This window comes from Pseudomonas kielensis, assembly GCF_014236655.1.
In the GTDB taxonomy this organism is placed as follows: Bacteria; Pseudomonadota; Gammaproteobacteria; order Pseudomonadales; family Pseudomonadaceae; genus Aquipseudomonas; species Aquipseudomonas kielensis.
Genome location: NZ_JACMYG010000004.1, coordinates 126619 through 147180, shown reverse-complemented (window position 1 = coordinate 147180; position 20562 = coordinate 126619). Strand labels below are relative to the sequence as shown.

The following is a 20562-nucleotide window of genomic DNA, read 5'->3' as shown; positions in this document are numbered from 1 at the left end:
AACGCGCGCTCCCGAGCTTATAAAGGCCGCCCCCAAGATGGCCGGACCAGAGCTTGTGCCGCGCCATTTCCGCCAGAACCCGTGGAATTCTTTGACGATGATCGATCTCGCGACCTGGAACCTCAGCGTTCCCGTTGGCACGCCCCCGGCTACCATCGACACCCCGAAACTGGTCAGTGGTTTCAAGAACCAATACTTCCATTCCGACACCGGCACCCTGTTTTTCTGGGCACCGGTGACCGGCACCCGCACTGAAAACGCGATCTATCCACGCACCGAGCTGCGCGAAACCTACAGCAACGGCACCCTGCGCAACTGGCTCTACCCGGACGCCGACAACTCGTTGCGGGCGACCCTGGCGGTGAATCAGGTGCCGAGTTCGGGCAAGTTGGTGATCGGCCAGATCCACGCGTACGACAGCCAGAAACCGCTGGTGAAACTCGAGTACCAGTACAAAAGCACAACCGCCACCGGCAACATCGTCGCCAAGGTGCGGATGCGCCCGGACGATGCCGAAGGCCGGGTGATCATCATCGCCAGTGGGGTCAAGCTCGACCGCGACTTCTCCTACCTGATCCACCTGAGCCCGGGCGGCGCCCTGGGCATCAGCGCCGCCGGCGCCCAGTGGGACAGCAAGATCAGCTCCACCTGGCGCAACAAACCGCTGTATTTCAAGGCCGGGGTCTATGTGCAGGACAACAGTGGCAACAGCCAGGAAGGCGGCAAGGTGACCTTCAGCAAGCTGGACATCGATCACGACAAATAAACGGGTGTGGCACGGGCGAGACGGGACACAGATGCAGCACCACGACGCTTTCAGACAGATCCGCGTCGAGGGGGTCGACATTTTTGTAGGACAATCTGAGTATTGCCCCGCGTAAATACGACACCCCCTATCAGTACGTCATGGAGACACACCCGATGCCCTTTACTCGCTCCCTTCTCGCACTCTCTCTGGGCATGGCTTTGTTGCACAACCCGGTCTTCGCGGCGCCCCCTTTGTCGATGACCGATGGGGTGGCTCAGGTCCACGCCCAGGACAGCAACGCCTGGGTCGAAATCAACAAGAGCGCGTTCGAAAACAACATTCGCGCCTTGCAAGCCACCCTCGCCGATAAATCAAAACTCTGCGCCGTACTCAAGGCGGACGCCTACGGCCACGGCATTGGCCTACTGATGCCGTCGGTGATCGCCATGGGCGTGCCCTGCGTGGGCGTTGCCAGCAACGAGGAAATCCGTGTGGTGCGCGAAAGCGGCTTCAAGGGCCAATTGATCCGCGTGCGCACGGCTGCCTTGAGTGAGCTGGAAGCGGCCCTGCCCTACAACGTCGAAGAGTTGGTGGGTAACCTCGACTTCGCCGTCAAAGCCAGCCTGATTGCCGAACAGCATGGCCGGCCGCTCGTGGTGCACATTGGCCTGAACTCCAGCGGCATGAGCCGCAACGGCGTGGAAATGACCACTGCCCAGGGTCGCCGCGACGCGGTAGCCATTACCAAGGTGCCGAACCTGGACGTGCGGGCAATCATGACCCACTTCGCGGTGGAGGACGCCGCCGACGTGCGTGCCGGCCTCAAAGCGTTCAACCAGCAAGCCAAATGGCTGATGAGCGTGGCCCAACTGGACCGCAGCAAGATCACCCTGCATGCGGCCAACTCCTTCGCCACCCTGGAAGTGCCCGAGTCGCACCTGGACATGGTCCGTCCCGGCGGCGCGCTGTTCGGCGACACCGTGCCATCCCATACCGAATACACCCGGGTGATGCAGTTCAAATCCCACGTTGCCTCGGTCAACAGCTACCCCAAGGGCAACACCGTCGGCTACGACCGCACCTTCACCCTGGCCCGTGACTCGAAACTGGCCAACATCACCGTGGGCTACTCCGACGGCTACCGTCGTGCGTTCACCAACAAGGGCATCGTGCTGATCAACGGCCATCGCGTGCCGGTCGTTGGCAAGGTTTCGATGAACACCTTGATGGTCGACGTTACCGATGTACCGAGCGTAAAAAGCGGCGATGAGGTGGTGTTGTTCGGCAAGCAGGGCAACGCCGAGATTGCCCAGGCAGAAGTCGAAGACATCAACGGCGCGCTGCTGGCCGACCTGTATACGGTGTGGGGCAACTCCAACCCGAAACTGCTGGTCGACAAATAAGCCCACACCGAGCACAAAAAACCCGCCTTTCGGCGGGTTTTTTTATGCAGGCGGTGCAACGCTCGAGGCTTAGTTGACCTTGGCGTTCAGCTCACCTTTGAGGTAACGCTGGTACATCGCTTCCAGGGAGATCGGCTTGATCTTCGAAGCGTTGCCGGCGGTGCCGAAGGCTTCGTAGCGGGCAATGCACACGTCGCGCATGGCGGTCACGGTGGCGCCGAAGAATTTACGTGGGTCGAACTCGCTCGGGTTGGTGGCCATCAGGCGACGCATCGCACCGGTGGACGCCAGGCGCAGGTCGGTGTCGATGTTGACCTTGCGCACGCCGTGCTTGATGCCTTCGACGATTTCTTCAACCGGTACGCCGTAGGTTTCTTTGATGTCGCCGCCGTACTGGTTGATGATCGCCAGCCACTCTTGCGGAACCGAGGAAGAGCCGTGCATCACCAGGTGGGTGTTAGGGATGCGCTTGTGGATTTCCTTGATGCGGTCGATCGCCAGCACGTCGCCGGTAGGTGGCTTGGTGAACTTGTAGGCGCCGTGGCTGGTGCCGATGGCGATGGCCAGGGCATCGACCTGAGTGCGCTTGACGAAGTCAGCCGCTTCTTCCGGGTCGGTCAGCATCTGGCTGTGGTCCAGCACGCCTTCGGCGCCGATGCCGTCTTCTTCACCGGCCATGCCGGTTTCCAGCGAACCCAGGCAACCCAGCTCGCCTTCTACCGATACGCCGCAGGCGTGGGCCAGGGCAACGGTCTGCTGAGTGACACGGACGTTGTAGTCGTAGTCGGTCGGGGTCTTGCCGTCTTCACCCAGGGAGCCGTCCATCATGACCGAGCTGAAGCCCAGTTGGATCGAACGCTGGCAGACGTCAGGGCTGGTGCCGTGGTCCTGGTGCATGCACACCGGGATATGCGGGAATTCTTCGATTGCCGCCAGGATCAGGTGCCGCAGGAATGGCGCGCCAGCGTATTTACGGGCGCCGGCCGAAGCCTGGACGATCACCGGGGAGTCAGTCTTGTCAGCGGCTTCCATGATGGCGCGCATCTGCTCAAGGTTGTTGACGTTGAAAGCTGGAACGCCGTAGCCGAATTCGGCCGCGTGGTCCAGCATCTGGCGCATGCTGATAAGTGCCATTGTGTGTGTCTCTCCCGGTTTAGGGTCGTTAATCGTGCAAGCCTGCCGTAGCGGCGGCTGCTATTCAAGTTATTGCAGATCGGGGGTCAAGCCGACCTGCGTGCATTCGCTGTGTATTACTTGGCCTTGCAGCCACGGCCGATCAAATCATTGGTAGCCACCCAGTACACCAGGCCTTCCTCACCCTTGAGGTGAAATGCCAGTTGGTCGTCGCTGTACAACGCGCCACTGCCGGCCGGCTCGAGCTTCAAGCGATGCACCTGGTCATCCCCCAGCCGTACTTCCACGGATTCCTGCGTGGTGTCGGTGAAGCGCCAGTGCACCTGGGCCTGGCTATCACAGACCCAGTCGGTCCACGTGCCGGACGCTGCCGGCGCTGATGCAAACGGGTTCAAACTGGCGCAACCGGCAAGCACTGCCAGGGACGCCACGGCGATCAAGCCTTTCATCCATCTTCCTCGGCGCTCGGCACATGCCAACCGCACTGGGCGTTAGTGAATCAGACCGGTCAGGGACAACCCTGTTCCTTGGCCGGAGTGTGCGTCTCGTACTTATCCAGGCCCTCGGGCCCGGAACGCTTGTTGAGCACCGGGTTGGTTTCCGCCTGCCAGTCGGCCTGGTAACAGCCTTTATCGGGCGCGCCGGTATCCGGGTCCTTGGCGGCCTTGGGATGACTCCCACAGCCGGCCAGCACCGCCGCGGCGATCAACGTCGCTAACGTCTTGACCATGTGAACACTCCTTTGCCTGGTCAACGGGCGGCCTTAGGCCTTGGCCCGGCTTTCCAGGACTTCTACGGCTGGCAGCACTTTGCCTTCGACGAATTCGAGGAACGCGCCGCCACCGGTAGAAATGTAGGAGATTTGCTCGGCAACGCCATATTTATCGATGGCCGCCAGGGTATCGCCACCGCCCGCGATGGAGAACGCCGAGCTGTCTGCGATGGCCTGGGCCAGCACTTTGGTGCCGTTGCCGAACTGATCGAACTCAAACACGCCGACTGGACCGTTCCACAGAATGGTCTTCGACGACTTCAACAGCTCGGCGAAATGCGCAGCTGTCTGTGGGCCGATGTCCAGGATCATGTCGTCTTCAGCCACATCAGCGATCAGCTTGACGGTGGCCGCGGCGCTTTCAGCGAATTCCTTGGCAACCACCACGTCGACCGGCAATGGCACGCTGACTTTGGCGGCGATGGCGCGCGCGGTGTCCAGCAGGTCCGGCTCGTACAGGGACTTGCCGACCGGGTGTCCGGCCGCGGCGAGGAAGGTGTTGGCGATGCCGCCGCCGACGATCAACTGGTCGCAGATCTGGCTCAGGCTGTTGAGCACGTCCAGCTTGGTCGACACCTTGGAGCCGGCCACGATGGCGGCCATTGGCTGGGCCGGGGCGCCCAGGGCCTTGCCCAGCGCATCCAGCTCGGCAGCCAGCAACGGGCCAGCAGCGGCCACCTTGGCGAACTTGGCCACGCCGTGGGTCGAACCCTCGGCACGGTGCGCGGTGCCGAAGGCGTCCATCACGAACACGTCGCACAGGGCCGCGTACTGCTGGGCCAGTTCGTCGGCGTTCTTTTTCTCGCCCTTGTTGAAGCGCACGTTTTCAAACAGCACGATGTCGCCGGCCTTGACGTCGACGCCACCCAGGTAGTCGGCCACCAGTGGCACTTCACGACCCAGCGCCTTGCTCAGGTACGCAGCAACCGGTGCCAGGCTGTTCTCGGCGGAGAATTCACCTTCGGTCGGACGACCCAGGTGCGAGCAGACCATCACGGCCGCGCCTTTTTCCAGGGCCAGCTTGATGGTCGGCAGCGAAGCCAGGATACGCGCATCGCTGGTGACTACACCGTCCTTGACTGGGACGTTGAGGTCTTCGCGGATCAATACGCGCTTACCTTGCAGATCGAGGTCGGACATCTTCAACACGGTCATGGGTCGCACTTCCTGTTAGCTCAGGTTAGAGAGCAGGTTTCTTGATAGCTGTTTGCAGATAATGTTCTGCAACATCCAGCATTCGGTTGGCAAAACCCCATTCGTTGTCGAACCAGGCCAGGACGTTCACCAGCCGGGGGCCGGAAACGCGGGTCTGACTGGCATCGACAATCGCCGAATGTGGGTCATGGTTAAAATCACAACTGGCGTGAGGCAATTCGGTGTAGGCCAGCAGCCCCTTGAGCGGGCCGCTGGTGGCGGCCTCGCGCAGGAGTCGATTGACCTCGGCCGCATCGGTGTCGGTCACCGTCTGCATGGTGATATCCAGACAGGACACATTCACCGTCGGCACCCGTACCGCTTTGGCCTGAATTCGCCCGGCAAGTTCCGGCAACAGGCGTTCGATGCCACGCGCCAGACCAGTGGACACCGGGATCACCGACTGGAACGCCGAGCGGGTGCGGCGCAGGTCCTCGTGGTGATAGGCATCAATCACTGGCTGGTCGTTCATCGCTGAGTGAATGGTGGTGATCGACACGTAGTCCAGGCCGAATGCCTGATCCAGCAGGCGCAGCAGCGGCACACCGCAGTTGGTGGTGCAGGAGGCGTTGGACACCAGCAGCTCAGCGCCGGTCAGGCAGTCCTGGTTGACGCCAAAGACGATGGTGGCGTCGACATCGGCCTCGCTGGCCATCGGCTGGGAAAACAACACCCGTGGCGCGCCGGCGTCGAGGAACCGCTGGCCGTCGGCGCGGGTGTTGTAGGCACCGGAACATTCGAGCACCAGATCGACGCCCAGGGACGCCCAATCGATGCCTTCGGGGGTGGCACTGCGCAGGACCTTCACGCAGTCGCCATTAATATGCAGACAATCGCCCTCGACCTTCACTTCGCCGGGAAACCGGCCGTGGGTGGAGTCGAAGCGTGTCAGGTATTCAATGCTGGCCATGTCAGCCAGATCGTTGATCGCGACAATTTCAAACCCGGCCGCCGAGCCTCGCTCGAACAACGCCCGCAAGACGCAACGACCAATGCGGCCGTAGCCGTTGAGTGCAACTTTGTAAGGACGCGGTTGAGGCATGGGGTTCTCGATTACCGTGGTGAATCCATTAATGCAGCGTCACCTGAGCGACCGCTATCGCGGGCAAGCCCGCTCCCACATGGACGGTGTATATCCCTGTGGGAGCGGGCTTGCCCGCGATGGCGTCGGCTCAGGCAACACCTTTTCTGGATCAGTCTTCCAGCAACTCTTCAGCCTGGCCCAGGATGTTCTCCAGGGTAAAGCCGAACTCTTCGAACAAGGCTGGCGCAGGCGCCGACTCGCCGTAGGTGGTCATGCCGATGACGCGGCCTTCCAGGCCCACGTACTTGTACCAGTAGTCGGCGTGAGCCGCCTCGATGGCGATACGGGCGCTGACCTGCAACGGCAGGACCGATTGCTTGTAGCCGGCGTCCTGGGCTTCGAACACGCTGGTGCAGGGCATGGACACAACGCGCACGTTGCGGCCTTGCTCGGTCAGCTTGTCGTAGGCCTGAACGGTCAGGCCCACCTCCGAACCGGTGGAGATCAGGATCAGCTCAGGCTCGCCGATGCAGTCCTTGAGCACGTAGCCGCCACGGCTGATGTCGGCGATCTGTGCGTCGGTGCGCACCTGATGCTGCAGGTTCTGGCGCGAGAAGATCAGCGCCGAAGGGCCGTCCTTGCGCTCGATGGCGTGCTTCCAGGCCACGGCGGATTCGACCGCGTCGGCTGGGCGCCAGCAGTCCAGGTTCGGCGTGGTACGCAGGCTGGTCAGTTGCTCGACCGGCTGGTGCGTCGGGCCGTCTTCGCCCAGACCGATGGAGTCGTGGGTGTAGACATGAATCACACGCTTCTTCATCAGCGCGGCCATGCGCACCGCGTTGCGGGCGTATTCCATGAACATCAGGAAGGTCGCGCCGTAAGGCACCAGGCCGCCGTGCAGGGCAACGCCGTTCATGATGGCGCTCATGCCGAACTCGCGCACGCCGTAGTACATGTAGTTGCCGCTGGCGTCTTCGGCCGAGACACCTTTGCAGCCTTTCCACAGGGTCAGGTTGGAACCGGCCAGGTCGGCCGAACCACCGAGCAGTTCAGGCAGCAGCGGGCCGTAGGCATTCAGAGCATTCTGGCTGGCTTTGCGGCTGGCAATGCTTTCACCCTTGGCGGCCACTTCGGCGATGTACGCGTCGGCCTTGGCCGAGAAGTCCAGCGGCAGGTCGCCGTTGAGGCGGCTCATCAGCTCAATGGCCAATGCCGGGAATTCGGCGGCGTAGGCTTCAAAACGCTGGTCCCACTCGGCTTCTGCGGCACGGCCGGCTTCCTTGGCGTCCCACTCGGCGTAGATATCAGCCGGGATTTCGAACGGGCCGTGGTTCCACTTCAGCGCTGCACGGGTCAGGGCGATTTCCGCGTCACCCAGCGGGGCACCGTGGCAATCTTCCTTGCCTTGCTTGTTTGGCGAACCGAAGCCGATGGTGGTCTTGCAGCAGATCAGGGTCGGCTGCTCGCTTTTGCGGGCCGTCTCGATCGCGGTCTTGATCTCTTCTGGGTCGTGACCGTCAACGTTGCGGATCACCTGCCAGTTGTAGGCTTCGAAGCGCTTAGGTGTGTCATCGGTGAACCAGCCTTCGACTTCGCCGTCGATGGAGATGCCGTTGTCATCGTAGAAAGCGATCAGCTTGCCCAGGCCCAGGGTACCGGCCAGGGAAGCGACTTCGTGGGAAATGCCTTCCATCATGCAGCCATCACCCAGGAACACGTAGGTGTGGTGGTCGACAATGTTGTGCCCAGTGCGGTTGAACTGCGCTGCCAGGACTTTTTCCGCCAGGGCGAAGCCCACAGCGTTGGCCAGGCCCTGACCCAGTGGGCCGGTGGTGGTTTCAACGCCTGGGGTGTAACCGAATTCCGGGTGGCCCGGAGTACGGCTGTGCAGTTGACGGAAGCTTTTCAGGTCGTCGATCGACAGGTCGTAGCCAGTCAGGTGCAGCAGCGAGTAGATCAGCATCGAGCCATGGCCGTTGGACAGCACGAAGCGGTCACGGTCGGCGAACGATGGGTTGCTCGGGTTGTGCTTGAGGTAGTCACGCCAAAGCACTTCGGCGATATCCGCCATACCCATAGGGGCACCGGGATGGCCGCTGTTGGCTTTTTGCACGGCATCCATGCTGAGGGCACGAATGGCGTTGGCACGCTCACGACGGCTTGGCATCGCTGTTCTCCTGAGGATTTTGAATCGAGAGTGAATAAAACGGCACGGAAAAAAGGCGAGCATTTTCCCTCAGCGGACAGCCTCGGGGCAATGACAGATAGTCGATCAGGCACGTTTTTCCTGTGGATAAGTGTGCATTCGCCAGGTGAAACCTTTCCGCACTTGGTTTGTAGAGTAAGGTTCGGCGAAAGAAGTGCCATCCATCGAGCAATATCAAAACTTTTTGATATTGAACTTGCGGGGATTTCTAGGCGTGACTAGACTGCCGGCCTTATGAACTTACGCGCGCCTTCCATTCGCCCAGACGATTGTGATGAGCTGGCGGCCCTGTGCAAGGCCGGCGGCGATCCGTTGCGCCTGAATGTATTGCGCGCCCTGGCCAATGACTCGTTTGGTGTACTGGAGCTGGCGCAGATCTTTGCCACCGGCCAATCCGGCATGAGCCACCACCTCAAAGTGCTGGCCCAGGCCGACCTGGTGGCGACTCGCCGTGAAGGCAATGCGATTTTTTACCGGCGCGCCCTGCCCCACACCGAATTGCCAGGCGGCAAGCTGCATGCCGCCCTGCTCGAAGAAGTCGACAACCTGACCCTGCCCGGCGACGTGCAATCGCGTATCGCACAGGTCCACGGACAACGGGCTGCCGCCAGCCAGGACTTTTTCTCACGGGTTGCGGACAAATTTCGCGCCCAGCAAGACTTGATCGCCGGCCTGCCGCAGTACCGCGAAAGCGTGCTGGCGCTGCTCGACAAGCTGAGCTTCAGTGAGACGGCCACAGCGATTGAAGTCGGCCCCGGGGATGGCAGTTTTCTCCCGGAACTGGCCCGGCGTTTCAGTCAGGTCACGGCGCTCGACAATAGCCCGGCGATGCTCGAACTGGCGCGCCAGGTGTGTGAACGGGAAATGCTGACTAACGTCAGCCTGCAGTTGGCCGATGCCCTGAATGGCGTGAGCCTGGCAGCCGACTGCGTGGTACTGAATATGGTCCTGCACCATTTCGCCGCCCCGGCCGATGCGCTCAAGCACATGGCCGGCTTGCTACAACCAGGCGGCAGCCTGCTCGTGACAGATTTATGCAGTCACAACCAAAGTTGGGCCAGGGAGGCCTGCGGTGATCTTTGGTTGGGGTTTGAACAGGACGATCTGGCCCGTTGGGCCACCGCTGCGGGACTCGTTCCCGGGGAAAGTCTCTATGTAGGCTTACGTAATGGTTTCCAGATCCAGGTCCGCCATTTTCAGCGACCGGCTGGCGACACTCACCATCGGTAAATTTCAGGAAAACATCGAGATGAGCGAATACTCCCTTTTCACCTCCGAGTCCGTGTCTGAAGGGCATCCGGACAAAATCGCCGACCAGATTTCTGATGCGGTGCTGGACGCAATCATTGCTGAAGACAAGTTCGCCCGCGTGGCGTGCGAGACGCTGGTGAAAACGGGCGTGGCGATCATCGCCGGCGAAGTCACTACTTCCGCCTGGGTTGACCTGGAGCAGATCGTTCGTGATGTCATCACCGACATCGGCTACAACAGCTCCGACGTTGGTTTTGACGGCGCAACCTGCGGCGTGATGAACATCATCGGCAAGCAGTCCCCGGACATCAACCAGGGTGTCGACCGTGCCAAGCCAGAAGACCAGGGCGCCGGCGACCAGGGCCTGATGTTCGGCTACGCCAGCAACGAGACCGACGTGCTGATGCCTGCGCCGATCACCTTCTCGCACCAACTGGTGCAGCGTCAGGCCGAAGCCCGTAAATCCGGCCTGCTGCCGTGGCTGCGCCCGGATGCCAAGTCCCAGGTTACCTGCCGCTACGAAGGCGGCAAGGTCGTCGGTATCGACGCCGTCGTCCTGTCGACCCAGCACAACCCGGACGTGTCGTACAAAGACCTGCGCGAAGGCGTGATGGAGCTGATCGTCAAGCACGTACTGCCGGCCGAACTGCTGAGCAAGGACACCCAGTTCCACATCAACCCGACTGGCCAGTTCATCATCGGTGGCCCGGTTGGCGACTGCGGCCTGACCGGTCGCAAGATCATCGTCGACAGCTATGGCGGCATGGCCCGTCACGGCGGCGGCGCGTTCTCCGGCAAGGATCCATCGAAGGTTGACCGTTCGGCCGCCTACGCCGGTCGCTACGTGGCCAAGAACATCGTGGCCGCCGGCCTGGCCGAGCGTTGCGAGATTCAGGTGTCCTACGCCATCGGCGTCGCTCAGCCTACCTCGATCTCGCTGAACACCTTCGGCACCGGCAAGATCAGCGATGACAAGATCGTCAAGCTGGTACGCGAAGTGTTCGACCTGCGTCCTTACGCCATCACCAAAATGCTCGACCTGCTGCACCCGATGTATCAGGAAACCGCAGCCTACGGCCATTTCGGTCGCACGCCGCAAACCAAGACCGTGGGCGACGACACCTTCACCACGTTCACCTGGGAAAAAACCGACCGCGCCGACGCCTTGCGCGCTGCCGCCGGCCTGTAAGCCCAACGGCCTGCAACACAAGCCCCGCCCGGTTCGCCGCGCGGGGCTTGTGCTTTTTCGGGGGCGCGACACACCCTGCAAAGCACTGCGCAACACCCGCTTCGGTCCTGATCTAGCCTTGAGTTTCTCCCCCTCGGGCAAGGACGCTCACGATGCTGGCTCACTTCCCTCTGTTGCTCGGCTTATGCCTGGGCAGCGCCTGCCTGCTGGCCAATGCCACCACCTGCCCCGATTGGCCCGCCGAGCGCGCGACTGCTGAAATCGAGGCCCTGCAGCAACAGATCCAGCGCTGGGACGAGCGCTATCACCGCCAAGGCCAGTCTCCGGTGGCAGATGAGCTCTATGACCAGTCTCGCGCCCGGCTCAGCACCTGGCGTAGCTGCTTCAATGCGCACGCCAAAGCCGACAATCCGTTACTGACCGCTCGCGGCACCCTGGCCCACCCCACGCCCCATACCGGCCTGGACAAGCTCAGCGACGGCCAGGCCGTCAACGACTGGCTCGCCTCACGCCAACAGGTCTGGGTGCAGCCCAAGGTCGACGGGGTGGCGGTGACCCTGGTTTACCAGCAGGGCCGACTGGCCCAGGCCATCAGTCGTGGCGACGGCATCCTGGGACAGGACTGGACCGCCCAGGCCCGCAAGCTCAGCGCCGTCCCCCAGCAATTGCCGCAAGCCATTGACCTGCTGGTGCAGGGCGAACTCTATTGGCGCCTGACCGATCACGTACAGGCCACGGCGGGCAGCCGCAGTGCCCGCAGCAACGTGGCCGGGCTGATGGCCCGCAAGACCCTGCAACCCGAGGAGGCCGAGGGGATCGGTCTGTTTGTCTGGGACTGGCCCCGGGGTCCCGTCGAGTTGCCGGCCCGTGCCGCCGCCCTGGCTGCCCTGGGGTTCGGCGACACGCAGCCCTTCAGCCAACCGGTGGAAACCTTTGCCGACGCCGAGCACTGGCGCGAGCACTGGTATCGCACGCCCCTGCCGTTCGCCACGGACGGCATTGTCCTGCGCCAGCAACAACGGCCGCCTGCCGCCCGCTGGCAAGCCCGGTCGCCGTATTGGGCCATCGCCTGGAAATACCCCTTCGCCCAGGCCTTGGCCGAGGTGCGCAAGGTGCACTTCAAGATCGGCCGCACCGGACGCATCACCCCGGTGCTGGAGCTTGCCCCCTTCACCCTCGATGACCGACAGATCAGGCGAGTCAGCGTCAGTTCACTGGAGCGTTGGCAACGCCTGGACATCCGCCCCGGCGATCATGTCGCAATCAGCCTGGCCGGCCTGACGATCCCGCGGCTCGACAGCGTGGTACTGCGCAGCACCGAACGCGCCCAGGTCCTGGTGCCGCGCGCTGAAGACTTCCATCCCCTGAGTTGCTGGCAACCGACCCCCGGCTGTGAAAGCCAGTTCCTGGCCCGCCTGACCTGGCTCAGTGGCAAGCAGGGCCTGGCCTTGGCCCAGGTAGGACCCGGCACCTGGGAGAAGCTGGTCAAGGCCGGCCGTATCAAAGGGTTACTGGATTGGTTGACCCTCGATGCCCAAGAGCTTGCTACCATTGACGGTTTCGGCGAACGCAACAGCGCACGCCTGATGGAGAGTCTGCAGCGTGCCCGCCAGCAACCATTCGCCCGCTGGCTAAAGGCCTTGGGTGTTCCGCCCACGGGCGCGGCAAGGCTGGTAGGCCCATGGCCACTGCTGGCACAGCGAAACACCGCTCAATGGTTAGCCGAAGGTGCCATCGGCCCGGGCCGCGCGGCGCAGTTAAGCGCCTTTTTTCGCGACCCGCACGTGCTGGCCTTGAGCGAACAATTACGGGCTGCCGGTATCGACGGATTTCAGTGACCGGGATACCTGCACCCTTGAACCGAATGAGTATCGATGCGCTCAAACAGACCATCTGCTCGCCGACTTGATTACCTGTTGAACGGAGCTTTCATGAAACGTCTTTCACCGCTCGCCCTGTTAACCCTGTGCAGCGTCCTGGCTGCCCCACTGATGGCGGCCGAACAAGCCCCGGAACTCACCGGCTGCGCCGCCAAGCGCCAGTCCATCAGCACCCAGATCGAGCAGGCCAAGGCCCACGGCAATGCCGAGCAACAGGCTGGCCTGGAAAAAGCCCTGAGCGAAGTCACCGCCCACTGCACCGATGCCTCCCTGAAGAAAGAGCGCGAAAGCAAGGTGCTCGATGCCAAGCACGAAGTCAGCAAGCGTCAGGCCGACCTCGACAAGGCGATGAAAAAGGGCGACCCGGAGAAGATCAACAAACGTAAAGACAAACTCGCCGAGTCCCGCAAGGAATTGCAGGAAGCGCTGGACGAGCTGGACAAGTAAGCACTACACCGAACCCAGGTTGTGCAGGAGCTGGCGGCTAGCCAGCTCCTGCAACAGCCAGTGCACTCAGTGATCGCGAAACTCTTTATGACAGGCACTGCACGCGTCTTCGACTTTCTGCACCGCAGGGCCGAGGTTGCTCGCCTTGTAGGGCTGGACCTGGCTGGCAACCACCAGTTCAGCGGTGGCCGCTTCCAGCGTGCGGGCCATTTCCTGGAAACGAGCCTGCTTCTGCCAGACCTCATCCTTGGCGCTGCTGTGATCCTCCTCGCGAACCTGGGGAAAATGCTTCCACGGCTCCCGGGACAGGGCGTCGAGCTTGACGGCGCCCTCGGCAAAACGCGGACCGTCGAACGGTATGCGCCCACGCAACATGCCGCCCAGGTCTTCGCCGGTCTTGAGCATTTGCTTGAAGATCGCCTTGCGCTGACCCAGCGGCGAGTTCGGATCGACACCGCCGCAGGCAGACAGCGTCAGGCAGGCCAGCAATACAACAGAAATTCTTTTAAGAGTCATGGTGGCTCAAGGTCACGGAAATCGGCGGCCAGTATCCTCGCCTGATCCACAAAGACCAATAGCCCTATTAACAATAAGGGTTGCCAGAGTGCCTGACGGCCTCCGGCAGCCGGTCACAGGAAGTACCGCATGAACAGTCGTTTCAAGGCCTGGCGCAAGCACCTGGGCTGGACCTTTCCGATGATCGCCCTCCTCGCCGGTTGCAACGGTGGCGATAGCACCAAACCGCAAACCCACGCACTCGCCACCTATTCCAGCGCGACCTGGGACGCCTTGCCGGCGGTCTCCGATAGCGACCTGCTGGCCGGGTTCGGTTCCTGGCGCAGCGCCTGCACCCGCCTCAAGGCCGATCCCGTCTGGGGCGCGCCCTGCGCCGCGGCGGCCAACGTGCCACAAGACGCCACGGCAATTCGCGCCTTCCTCCAGGAACAGCTTCAGGTCTACGGCCTGCGCTCCTCCGGCGGCAATGCCAACGGCTTGATCACCGGTTACTACGAACCGGTGTACCCCGGCAGCCTGACGCAGACCCCGGCAGCCAACGTGCCGATCTACGGCGTGCCGGAAGACATGATCATCGTCTCCCTGGACAGTCTTTACCCCGAGCTCAAGGGCAAGCGCCTGCGCGGCCGCCTCGAAGGGCGAGTGCTCAAGCCTTACGATGACGCCGCCACCATCGGAACCCAAGGGGTCAAGGCTCCGGTAGTGGCCTGGTTGACAGACCCGATGGACCTGCAATTCCTGCAGATCCAGGGCTCGGGCCGGGTCCAGCTGGCCGATGGCCGGCAACTGCGCATCGCCTATGCCGACCAGAACGGCCACCCGTATCGGCCCATTGGCCGCTGGCTGGTGGAACAGGGCGAACTGAAGAAAGAAGAAGTGACCATGGGCGCCATCAGCGCCTGGGCCAAGGCCAATCCGACCCGCATTCCCGAACTGTTGGCCAGCAACCCGAGCTATGTGTTCTTCACCCGAAACCCCGACAGCAACGAAGGCCCGCGCGGCTCGCTGAACGTGCCGCTGACCTCGGGTTACAGCGTGGCGGTGGACCGCAAGGTGATTCCGCTGGGCAGCTTGCTGTGGCTATCGACCACTCGCCCCGATGGCACCCCACTGGTTCGCCCGGTGGCCGCACAGGACACCGGCGGCGCGATCACGGGCGAAGTGCGCGCCGACCTGTTCTGGGGAACCGGCGATGCCGCCGGGCACTTGGCCGGCGACATGAAGCAGCAGGGGCAGATCTGGATGTTGTGGCCGAAAGGCGCGCCGCTGCCTGAACTGCCACAGGTGCCTGACACCAAGTGACTGGCCGTATCAGATCGAGACGAAAAAGAAGCTGATGATCAGGCCGACGCCGACAAACCACACCAGCGACCGCAGGATCGCCCAGTCGGCCAGGTAGCAGATGATGTACAGCAGCCGGCTGGTGATGAACAACACCGACAACACGTTGATCGTCACCAGCTCGGCGTTGCCGGCCAAATGCGCAACGATGACCGCCGCGGCGAATGCCGGGGTGATCTCGAAACTGTTGAGTTGGGCCGCATGCGCGCGCTTGGCGAAGCCGTCCAGGGTCAACGCAAACGAACGCGGGTCATGGTTATCCCGCAGCCGGTAGCCGCCGCCGATCTTGGCGACGGCCGTGCACAGGTACGGCAGGAAAATTGCGATCAAGATGCACCACAGAGCCACAGTCATTACCGATTCCTTCTTTTTGGGGTTTTATGAGCCTTGGCTCAGAACTTCATCACGAGCATGCCGATCAGCACCAGCCCACAGGCTAAGAGCCGCGGTCTGCCGAAAGGTTCTTTGAGGTAACGCATACCAAAGAGCACCACCAGGATCACGCTGATCTCGCGCAACGCTGCCGCTTCGGCAATCGACCCCAACTGCATGGCCCAGAGCACCAAAGCGTAACTGAACAACACGCAGAATCCGACCGCCAGCCCCAGCCGCCACTGCTCTCGCCAGAACAGCATGAACGCCGGCCGCTTGCGCACCATGGCCAGCAACGGGAACGGCCAGGCACTGAGCAACGTGACCCAGACCAGGTAATCCAGCGGGTGCGACCAGCGACGAATCGCCTGGCCATCGATGAACGTGTAGCAACCGATGCACAGGCCGATCAACGCCACCACCGGCAGCATCGTCCACGGCAAGCGCTCGCCACCACCGCCCTGCCACAGCAGACAGAGCATGCCGAACGGGATCAGCAGGATGCCGAGGATCTGCTGGGTGCTCAGCACTTCGCCGGCGAAGATCAGGGTCAACGCCAACACCACCAGCGGCGACAACCCGCGCATCAACGGATAGACCAGGCCCAGGTCACCCACCCGGTAAGCCTGGATCAGCAGGTAGCGATAGAGCAGCTCAAAGGCCGCCGACGCGAGGATCCACGGCCAGATGTCCAGCGGCGGCAAGCTCACGAACGGCAGCGCCAACGCCACGAACAACAGCGCCACGCTGTCCATGCAGGCCACCACCAGCAAACGTTCGGCGCTGAACTTGATCAGGGTATTCCAGGCCGCATGCAACAGCGCCGCCACCAAAACCAGAACTGTCGCGAGCACGTAGCCTCCTTGCCCTAGTGAATTGATTCGCCATATGTCAGTAGCTGTTTATACTGCAAGCGACCACGCCGCACTCACTTGCGCACATACTTATTCCAATAAATTTCTGCTGCGACCTGACTCTTCAACGACTCGGGAGCCGGCAGGCGTTCGCCTGATCAAAGCGTCAAGACTACCCATAGAGACCTTGCGCATGCCACTGGCCTTGCTTGCTTTGGCCGTTGCCGCTTTTGGCATCGGCACCACCGAATTCGTCATCATGGGCCTGCTGCCCGATGTCGCCCGCGACCTCGCGGTGAGCATCCCCGACGCCGGCCTGCTGATTACCGGCTATGCCCTGGGCGTGGTGTTCGGCGCCCCGATCCTCGCGATCGGCACCGCCAACATGCCCCGCAAGGCTACATTGCTGGGCATGACGCTGATGTTCATCCTCGGCAACATCCTCTGCGCCCTGGCGCCAAACTACGCCACGCTGATGGCGGCCCGGGTGATCACCGCGCTGTGCCATGGTGCCTTTTTTGGCATCGGCTCGGTGGTCGCCGCCGGCCTGGTGGCACCGAACAAACGGGCCCAGGCGATTGCGCTGATGTTCACCGGCCTGACCCTGGCCAATGTGCTGGGCGTACCCCTGGGCACGGCCTTGGGCCAATACGCCGGCTGGCGCTCGACGTTCTGGGCGGTGTCGGTCATCGGGGTGATTGCGGCCCTCGCCCAATGGCTGTGGCTGCCCAAGGACATCGCCATGGACAAGGCCAACCTGGCCAGTGAGTTCAAGGTGCTGGGCAAGCCCAGTGTCCTGCTGGCACTGGGCATGAGCGTGCTGGCATCCACCAGTCTGTTCAGCGTGTTTACCTACATCGCGCCGATCCTGCAGGACATCACCGGCGTCAGCCCCCACGGCGTGACCCTCATGCTGCTGCTCTTCGGCGTGGGCCTGACGGCGGGCAGCATGCTTGGCGGCAAGCTGGCCGACAGCCGGTTGCTGCCATCACTGGTGGGCATGGCACTGGCGGTCATGGTGGTATTGGCGGCATTCAGCCAGACCAGCCACTCGGTGATCCCGGCAGCCATTACCCTGGTGCTCTGGGGGATATTTGCCTTTGCCCTGTGCCCGATCCTGCAACTGCTGATCATCGACCAGGCCCATGAAGCGCCCAACCTGGGCTCGACCCTGAACCAGAGCGCCTTCAACCTGGGTAACGCTGCCGGCGCCTGGATCGGCGGCCTGGTGGTGGCCAGCGGCGCCGACCTCGCAGACCTGCCCTGGACCGGCGCGCTGGTCAGCGGCCTGACCGTAATGACCGCGCTGTACTTCATCTACCGGCAACGCCGGGCGAGCGCCCTGGCGCTTAAAGCGACTGCACAATGATCTGGCTTTTCAGGTCATTGGCCGCGGCCTCAGCCATGGCTTTCATCGACTTGAAGTCATCCGGGGTGCACACCGCGCCCGGCTGCTTGAAGTCGAAGCGGCGCTTGACCACCACCGCGTTGCCCTCGCGGGCATAGGTCGAACTGTAGTCAAACCGCTCGTGGTTCAGTGTCACGTTCTTCGGTGCCGCGAGAATGCTGACATCCTGCGGGAACTCAAAACGCGCCTGCTCCTCGGTCACCCCGGAAATACAGGTGAACGCCTGAGTCCGCTCCGGCTCCATGAGCAGGCTGAAGACACTTTGCGCAATCCCGCCGGCAAGGCTGCTCATGGTCAGCACGCCAATCGGACCCGGAAGATTGACCAGGTTTTCCACGCGCCCGGCCATGTTCATTTCATAACCCTGGCCGCTCCCCTCGAACTTCCCGGCATCAAACGTGCCGCTGCCGTTGAGCCCGTAGGACGCGAGGACCTGCTGGATCAGCAGGTCGCGGTCGGCGGGTTTCATCGACTTGACCCCATAGCGATTCACCTCGGCGGCCCAGCCGATCACAGTGGAGGTATGGCTGAAGTCGGCAGCGCCTTTTGACGAAACCTTGAACAGCAAGCTGTTTTCCACCAGGCCCTCTTGTGAGGTCGGCGTGTGCCCAACATCACCGGACTTGCTCAGCACCACCGGCTTGTCCAGCACCGGCACCGGCAGGTAACCCGCGGCAATGCCTTCGGCGGTGGAATCGAGATACAGGTTCAGGCTCGGCACATAGGTGATGGCGTGGTTGAGCAGCCCCAGCGTCGGCACCTTGGGCAACACATAGGCATTGCCCAGGTTGACCAGGGCCGGTGAACTCTCGATCCCCACGGCCGCCAGCATGGCTTCCAGCAGTGCAACGTGGTCCTTACAGTCGCCATAGCGGTTGGCCAGAATCGTGTCCACCGGATGGGGCACCACACCGCCAGGGCCGACGTAGACCGCAACATAACGAATGTGCTTGCGCACCCAGTCGCTCAGCGCAATCGCCTTGGCCCGGGGCGTGTCGAGCCCGGCCGTGAGGCTGTTGGCGAGGTCCTGGATCTGCGGTGTCAGGGTACTGTGGGCTCGTGCATCGTAGGCCTTGGCGAATGTGGCGAAATCGCCGAATGTCGACACGGCCAGGTATTGGCCGTAGTCCAGGTAAGACACCGCCCCCTGCTCGATTCGCGCCTTTTGCGCAGGCACATAGTCCCAGCGATAGACTTTACGTCCCGGCCCGGCGGCCGGTGTGCTCGCGGTAAAGCCCTTGGCATCGGCGTGCAGCGGCATGTCGGCCGGCAAGTCATAGATCAGGGTGAATTGCCGGGTCGGGAAAAACGCCGGGTAGGACAGGTCTTCGAAATGGCCAGGAAACAGCGCCGTGCTGCGCTTTTTCTTGAACTGAACCACCAGCCGGTCGCCCACGGCCACCTCAGGGAAGATCACCACCTTGAGCAGTGTGTCCTGGAACATCGGGGCATCCGCAGACGCTCGCTCCTGCTGCTCCTTGATCTGGTCGGCCTTGACCTGCACTTTGCGTCCGTCAGGCTTTTGCGTATACGCCTGGACCACCTCCAGGGTTTCCAGGGTCCGGTTGTAACTCATCGAACGTTGCGCCCAGGCCTTGATCGCCCGTTCTTCGTTGATCAGGTGCACCGTTTCCAAGGTCGCCACGAAACTGCCGTCGGCATTGACCACATTGGTCTGGATTTCTTTCTCGATGGTGATCGAAAGGTCAGTGCCATCGTCCTTGGCCTGGGCGGTGCCCACAACCAGGACAGACACCAGCAGCGCACTCAGAAGGCGCGCAGGGGAGAAGCATGAGAACTGCATAAAGATCCGTCTTTTTCATGAATGGGAAGCGTTCGCAATATACAGCAAGCACTGCCCCATCATTTCGACATCTTTGAATAATTGTTCAAATTCAGGCTCTTACCCGCGCAGCAGGGTGAACCTGCGGCTCATTTGTCCGGCGTGTGCGGACCGGCCACAGGCGCTTCTGTGTTCTTCGGCGGTCCACTCTCGCTGCGAATTTGCGCATGACTGAGCAGGGCAAAGATGAAGCTGCCGCCAATGATGTTCCCCGCCAGCGTAGGACCTGCAAACACCAGCCAGAAGTCCGCCCACGACAATTGGCCCGCGAACACCAGGTAGGAGACCTCAGCCGAACCGACCACGATGTGGGTGAAGTCCCCCAGCGCCATCAGGTAAGTGATGAGGATGATGATCCACATCTTGGCGCTTTCCATGGAAGGGATCATCCAGACCATGGTGGCGATCATCCAGCCCGAGACGATGCCCTTGGCGAACATCTTGCTGGCGTCGTTCTCCATGACCTTGCGCCCGATATCGAGGAAGGCCAGGTCGGTCCGGGTGTCGAAAATCGGCAGGTGCAACATCACGTAGGCCACCAGCAAGGTCCCACACAGATTGCCAAACAAGACCACCGTCCACAGGCGCAACAGCCGGCCGAAATTGTTCAACGTGGGTTTGGTCATGACCGGCAGCACGGCGGTCAGGGTGTTTTCCGTGAATAACTGCTGGCGGGCGAGGATCACCGCCAGGAACCCGGCGCAGTAGCCAAAACTGGCGATCACCTTGAAGGCTTCGCCCTCCGGCAGTCGCGAGTTCAGCAGCCCCATGGCCATCAGCGACAGGCCCATGGTCAAGCCGGCGGCCAAGGCAGACCACCAGAGCGCGGCGACACTGCGCTCCAGCTCCTGGTCACCCTGGGTGCGGATAATTTCATGCAGCACCGCCGCGCGCGGTGGCTGGTTCTTGTCGACGTCGTGCTGTTCCTGCGCCGAAAGGTTCGGGGTCTTGCCGTCTTTTTCAGTGTTCATGGAGTCCGC

At 62.2% G+C, this 20562-nt stretch carries 19 protein-coding genes; 8 read left to right on the top strand and 11 right to left on the bottom strand.

Features of this window, described 5'->3' with window-relative positions:
* The first annotated feature begins 97 nt into the window (after positions 1 to 97).
* Both H7995_RS05550 and alr read left to right on the top strand, forming a co-directional pair.
* The gene (locus H7995_RS05550; protein WP_185818094.1) at positions 98 to 766 is read left to right on the top strand and encodes a polysaccharide lyase family 7 protein; all 669 of its coding nucleotides are present in this window, start codon (positions 98 to 100) and stop codon (positions 764 to 766) included.
* 155 nt (positions 767 to 921) lie between these two features.
* The gene (gene alr / locus H7995_RS05545; protein WP_166592307.1) at positions 922 to 2151 is read left to right on the top strand and encodes an alanine racemase; all 1230 of its coding nucleotides are present in this window, start codon (positions 922 to 924) and stop codon (positions 2149 to 2151) included.
* Positions 2152 to 2220: 69 nt separating this feature from the next.
* Here alr and fba read toward each other — a convergent pair whose 3' ends face one another.
* The 6 genes from fba to tkt form a co-directional block, all read right to left on the bottom strand.
* The gene (fba, locus tag H7995_RS05540) at positions 2221 to 3285 is read right to left on the bottom strand and encodes a class II fructose-bisphosphate aldolase (protein WP_027617054.1); all 1065 of its coding nucleotides are present in this window, start codon (positions 3283 to 3285) and stop codon (positions 2221 to 2223) included.
* 116 nt (positions 3286 to 3401) lie between these two features.
* Positions 3402 to 3734, bottom strand: a complete 333-nt coding sequence (locus H7995_RS05535) for an MliC family protein (protein ID WP_185818093.1) — start codon at positions 3732 to 3734, stop codon at positions 3402 to 3404.
* 59 nt (positions 3735 to 3793) lie between these two features.
* Positions 3794 to 4015 (bottom strand): hypothetical protein, encoded by a 222-nt coding sequence (locus tag H7995_RS05530; RefSeq protein ID WP_166592309.1) that lies wholly within the window; start codon positions 4013 to 4015, stop codon positions 3794 to 3796.
* A gap of 33 nt (positions 4016 to 4048) precedes the next feature.
* Positions 4049 to 5212: a phosphoglycerate kinase gene (locus H7995_RS05525; protein ID WP_166592310.1), complete on the bottom strand. Its 1164-nt coding sequence runs from the start codon at positions 5210 to 5212 to the stop codon at positions 4049 to 4051.
* A gap of 25 nt (positions 5213 to 5237) precedes the next feature.
* A complete protein-coding gene (gene epd, locus H7995_RS05520) occupies positions 5238 to 6293 on the bottom strand; it encodes an erythrose-4-phosphate dehydrogenase (RefSeq protein WP_166592311.1) in 1056 nt (351 codons plus the stop codon).
* Positions 6294 to 6444: 151 nt separating this feature from the next.
* The gene (gene tkt / locus H7995_RS05515; RefSeq protein WP_166592312.1) at positions 6445 to 8442 is read right to left on the bottom strand and encodes a transketolase; all 1998 of its coding nucleotides are present in this window, start codon (positions 8440 to 8442) and stop codon (positions 6445 to 6447) included.
* A 273-nt stretch (positions 8443 to 8715) separates the two neighbouring features.
* Between tkt and H7995_RS05510 the strand changes: the two genes are divergently transcribed.
* The 4 genes from H7995_RS05510 to H7995_RS05495 all read left to right on the top strand — a co-directional run bounded on the left by H7995_RS05510 (position 8716) and on the right by H7995_RS05495 (position 13248).
* A complete protein-coding gene (locus tag H7995_RS05510) occupies positions 8716 to 9711 on the top strand; it encodes an ArsR/SmtB family transcription factor (RefSeq protein WP_166592313.1) in 996 nt (331 codons plus the stop codon).
* Positions 9712 to 9730: 19 nt separating this feature from the next.
* Positions 9731 to 10921: a methionine adenosyltransferase gene (gene metK, locus H7995_RS05505; RefSeq protein ID WP_166592314.1), complete on the top strand. Its 1191-nt coding sequence runs from the start codon at positions 9731 to 9733 to the stop codon at positions 10919 to 10921.
* A gap of 152 nt (positions 10922 to 11073) precedes the next feature.
* Positions 11074 to 12759 carry an NAD-dependent DNA ligase LigB gene (gene ligB, locus H7995_RS05500; protein ID WP_185818092.1) on the top strand — a complete coding sequence of 562 codons (1686 nt, stop codon included), beginning with the start codon at positions 11074 to 11076 and terminating at the stop codon, positions 12757 to 12759.
* A gap of 93 nt (positions 12760 to 12852) precedes the next feature.
* Positions 12853 to 13248, top strand: a complete 396-nt coding sequence (locus H7995_RS05495; protein WP_095164451.1) for a DUF1090 domain-containing protein — start codon at positions 12853 to 12855, stop codon at positions 13246 to 13248.
* A 66-nt stretch (positions 13249 to 13314) separates the two neighbouring features.
* On the opposite strand, the gene H7995_RS05490 is transcribed toward H7995_RS05495, so the two are convergent.
* Complete coding sequence (locus H7995_RS05490) at positions 13315 to 13764, bottom strand: c-type cytochrome (protein WP_166592316.1); 450 nt, start codon at positions 13762 to 13764, stop codon at positions 13315 to 13317.
* A 129-nt stretch (positions 13765 to 13893) separates the two neighbouring features.
* On the opposite strand from H7995_RS05490, the gene mltA reads away from it, so the two are divergent.
* The gene (mltA, locus tag H7995_RS05485; RefSeq protein WP_166592317.1) at positions 13894 to 15066 is read left to right on the top strand and encodes a murein transglycosylase A; all 1173 of its coding nucleotides are present in this window, start codon (positions 13894 to 13896) and stop codon (positions 15064 to 15066) included.
* A 9-nt stretch (positions 15067 to 15075) separates the two neighbouring features.
* Here mltA and H7995_RS05480 read toward each other — a convergent pair whose 3' ends face one another.
* Positions 15076 to 15459, bottom strand: a complete 384-nt coding sequence (locus tag H7995_RS05480) for an MAPEG family protein (protein WP_166592318.1) — start codon at positions 15457 to 15459, stop codon at positions 15076 to 15078.
* A gap of 38 nt (positions 15460 to 15497) precedes the next feature.
* On the bottom strand, positions 15498 to 16331 hold the full coding sequence (locus H7995_RS05475) for an EamA family transporter (RefSeq protein WP_166592319.1): 834 nt from the start codon (positions 16329 to 16331) through the stop codon (positions 15498 to 15500).
* Between the two features lie 193 nt (positions 16332 to 16524).
* On the opposite strand from H7995_RS05475, the gene H7995_RS05470 reads away from it, so the two are divergent.
* On the top strand, positions 16525 to 17700 hold the full coding sequence (locus tag H7995_RS05470; RefSeq protein WP_185818091.1) for an MFS transporter: 1176 nt from the start codon (positions 16525 to 16527) through the stop codon (positions 17698 to 17700).
* Here H7995_RS05470 and H7995_RS05465 read toward each other — a convergent pair.
* Together H7995_RS05465 and H7995_RS05460 are read right to left on the bottom strand one after the other, a co-directional pair.
* Positions 17681 to 19543, bottom strand: a complete 1863-nt coding sequence (locus tag H7995_RS05465) for a DUF3857 domain-containing transglutaminase family protein (protein ID WP_185818090.1) — start codon at positions 19541 to 19543, stop codon at positions 17681 to 17683. The two genes, H7995_RS05470 and H7995_RS05465, sit on opposite strands and share 20 nt — an antisense overlap.
* A 128-nt stretch (positions 19544 to 19671) precedes the next feature.
* Positions 19672 to 20553: a formate/nitrite transporter family protein gene (locus H7995_RS05460; protein WP_166592322.1), complete on the bottom strand. Its 882-nt coding sequence runs from the start codon at positions 20551 to 20553 to the stop codon at positions 19672 to 19674.
* Positions 20554 to 20562: the final 9 nt, after the last annotated feature.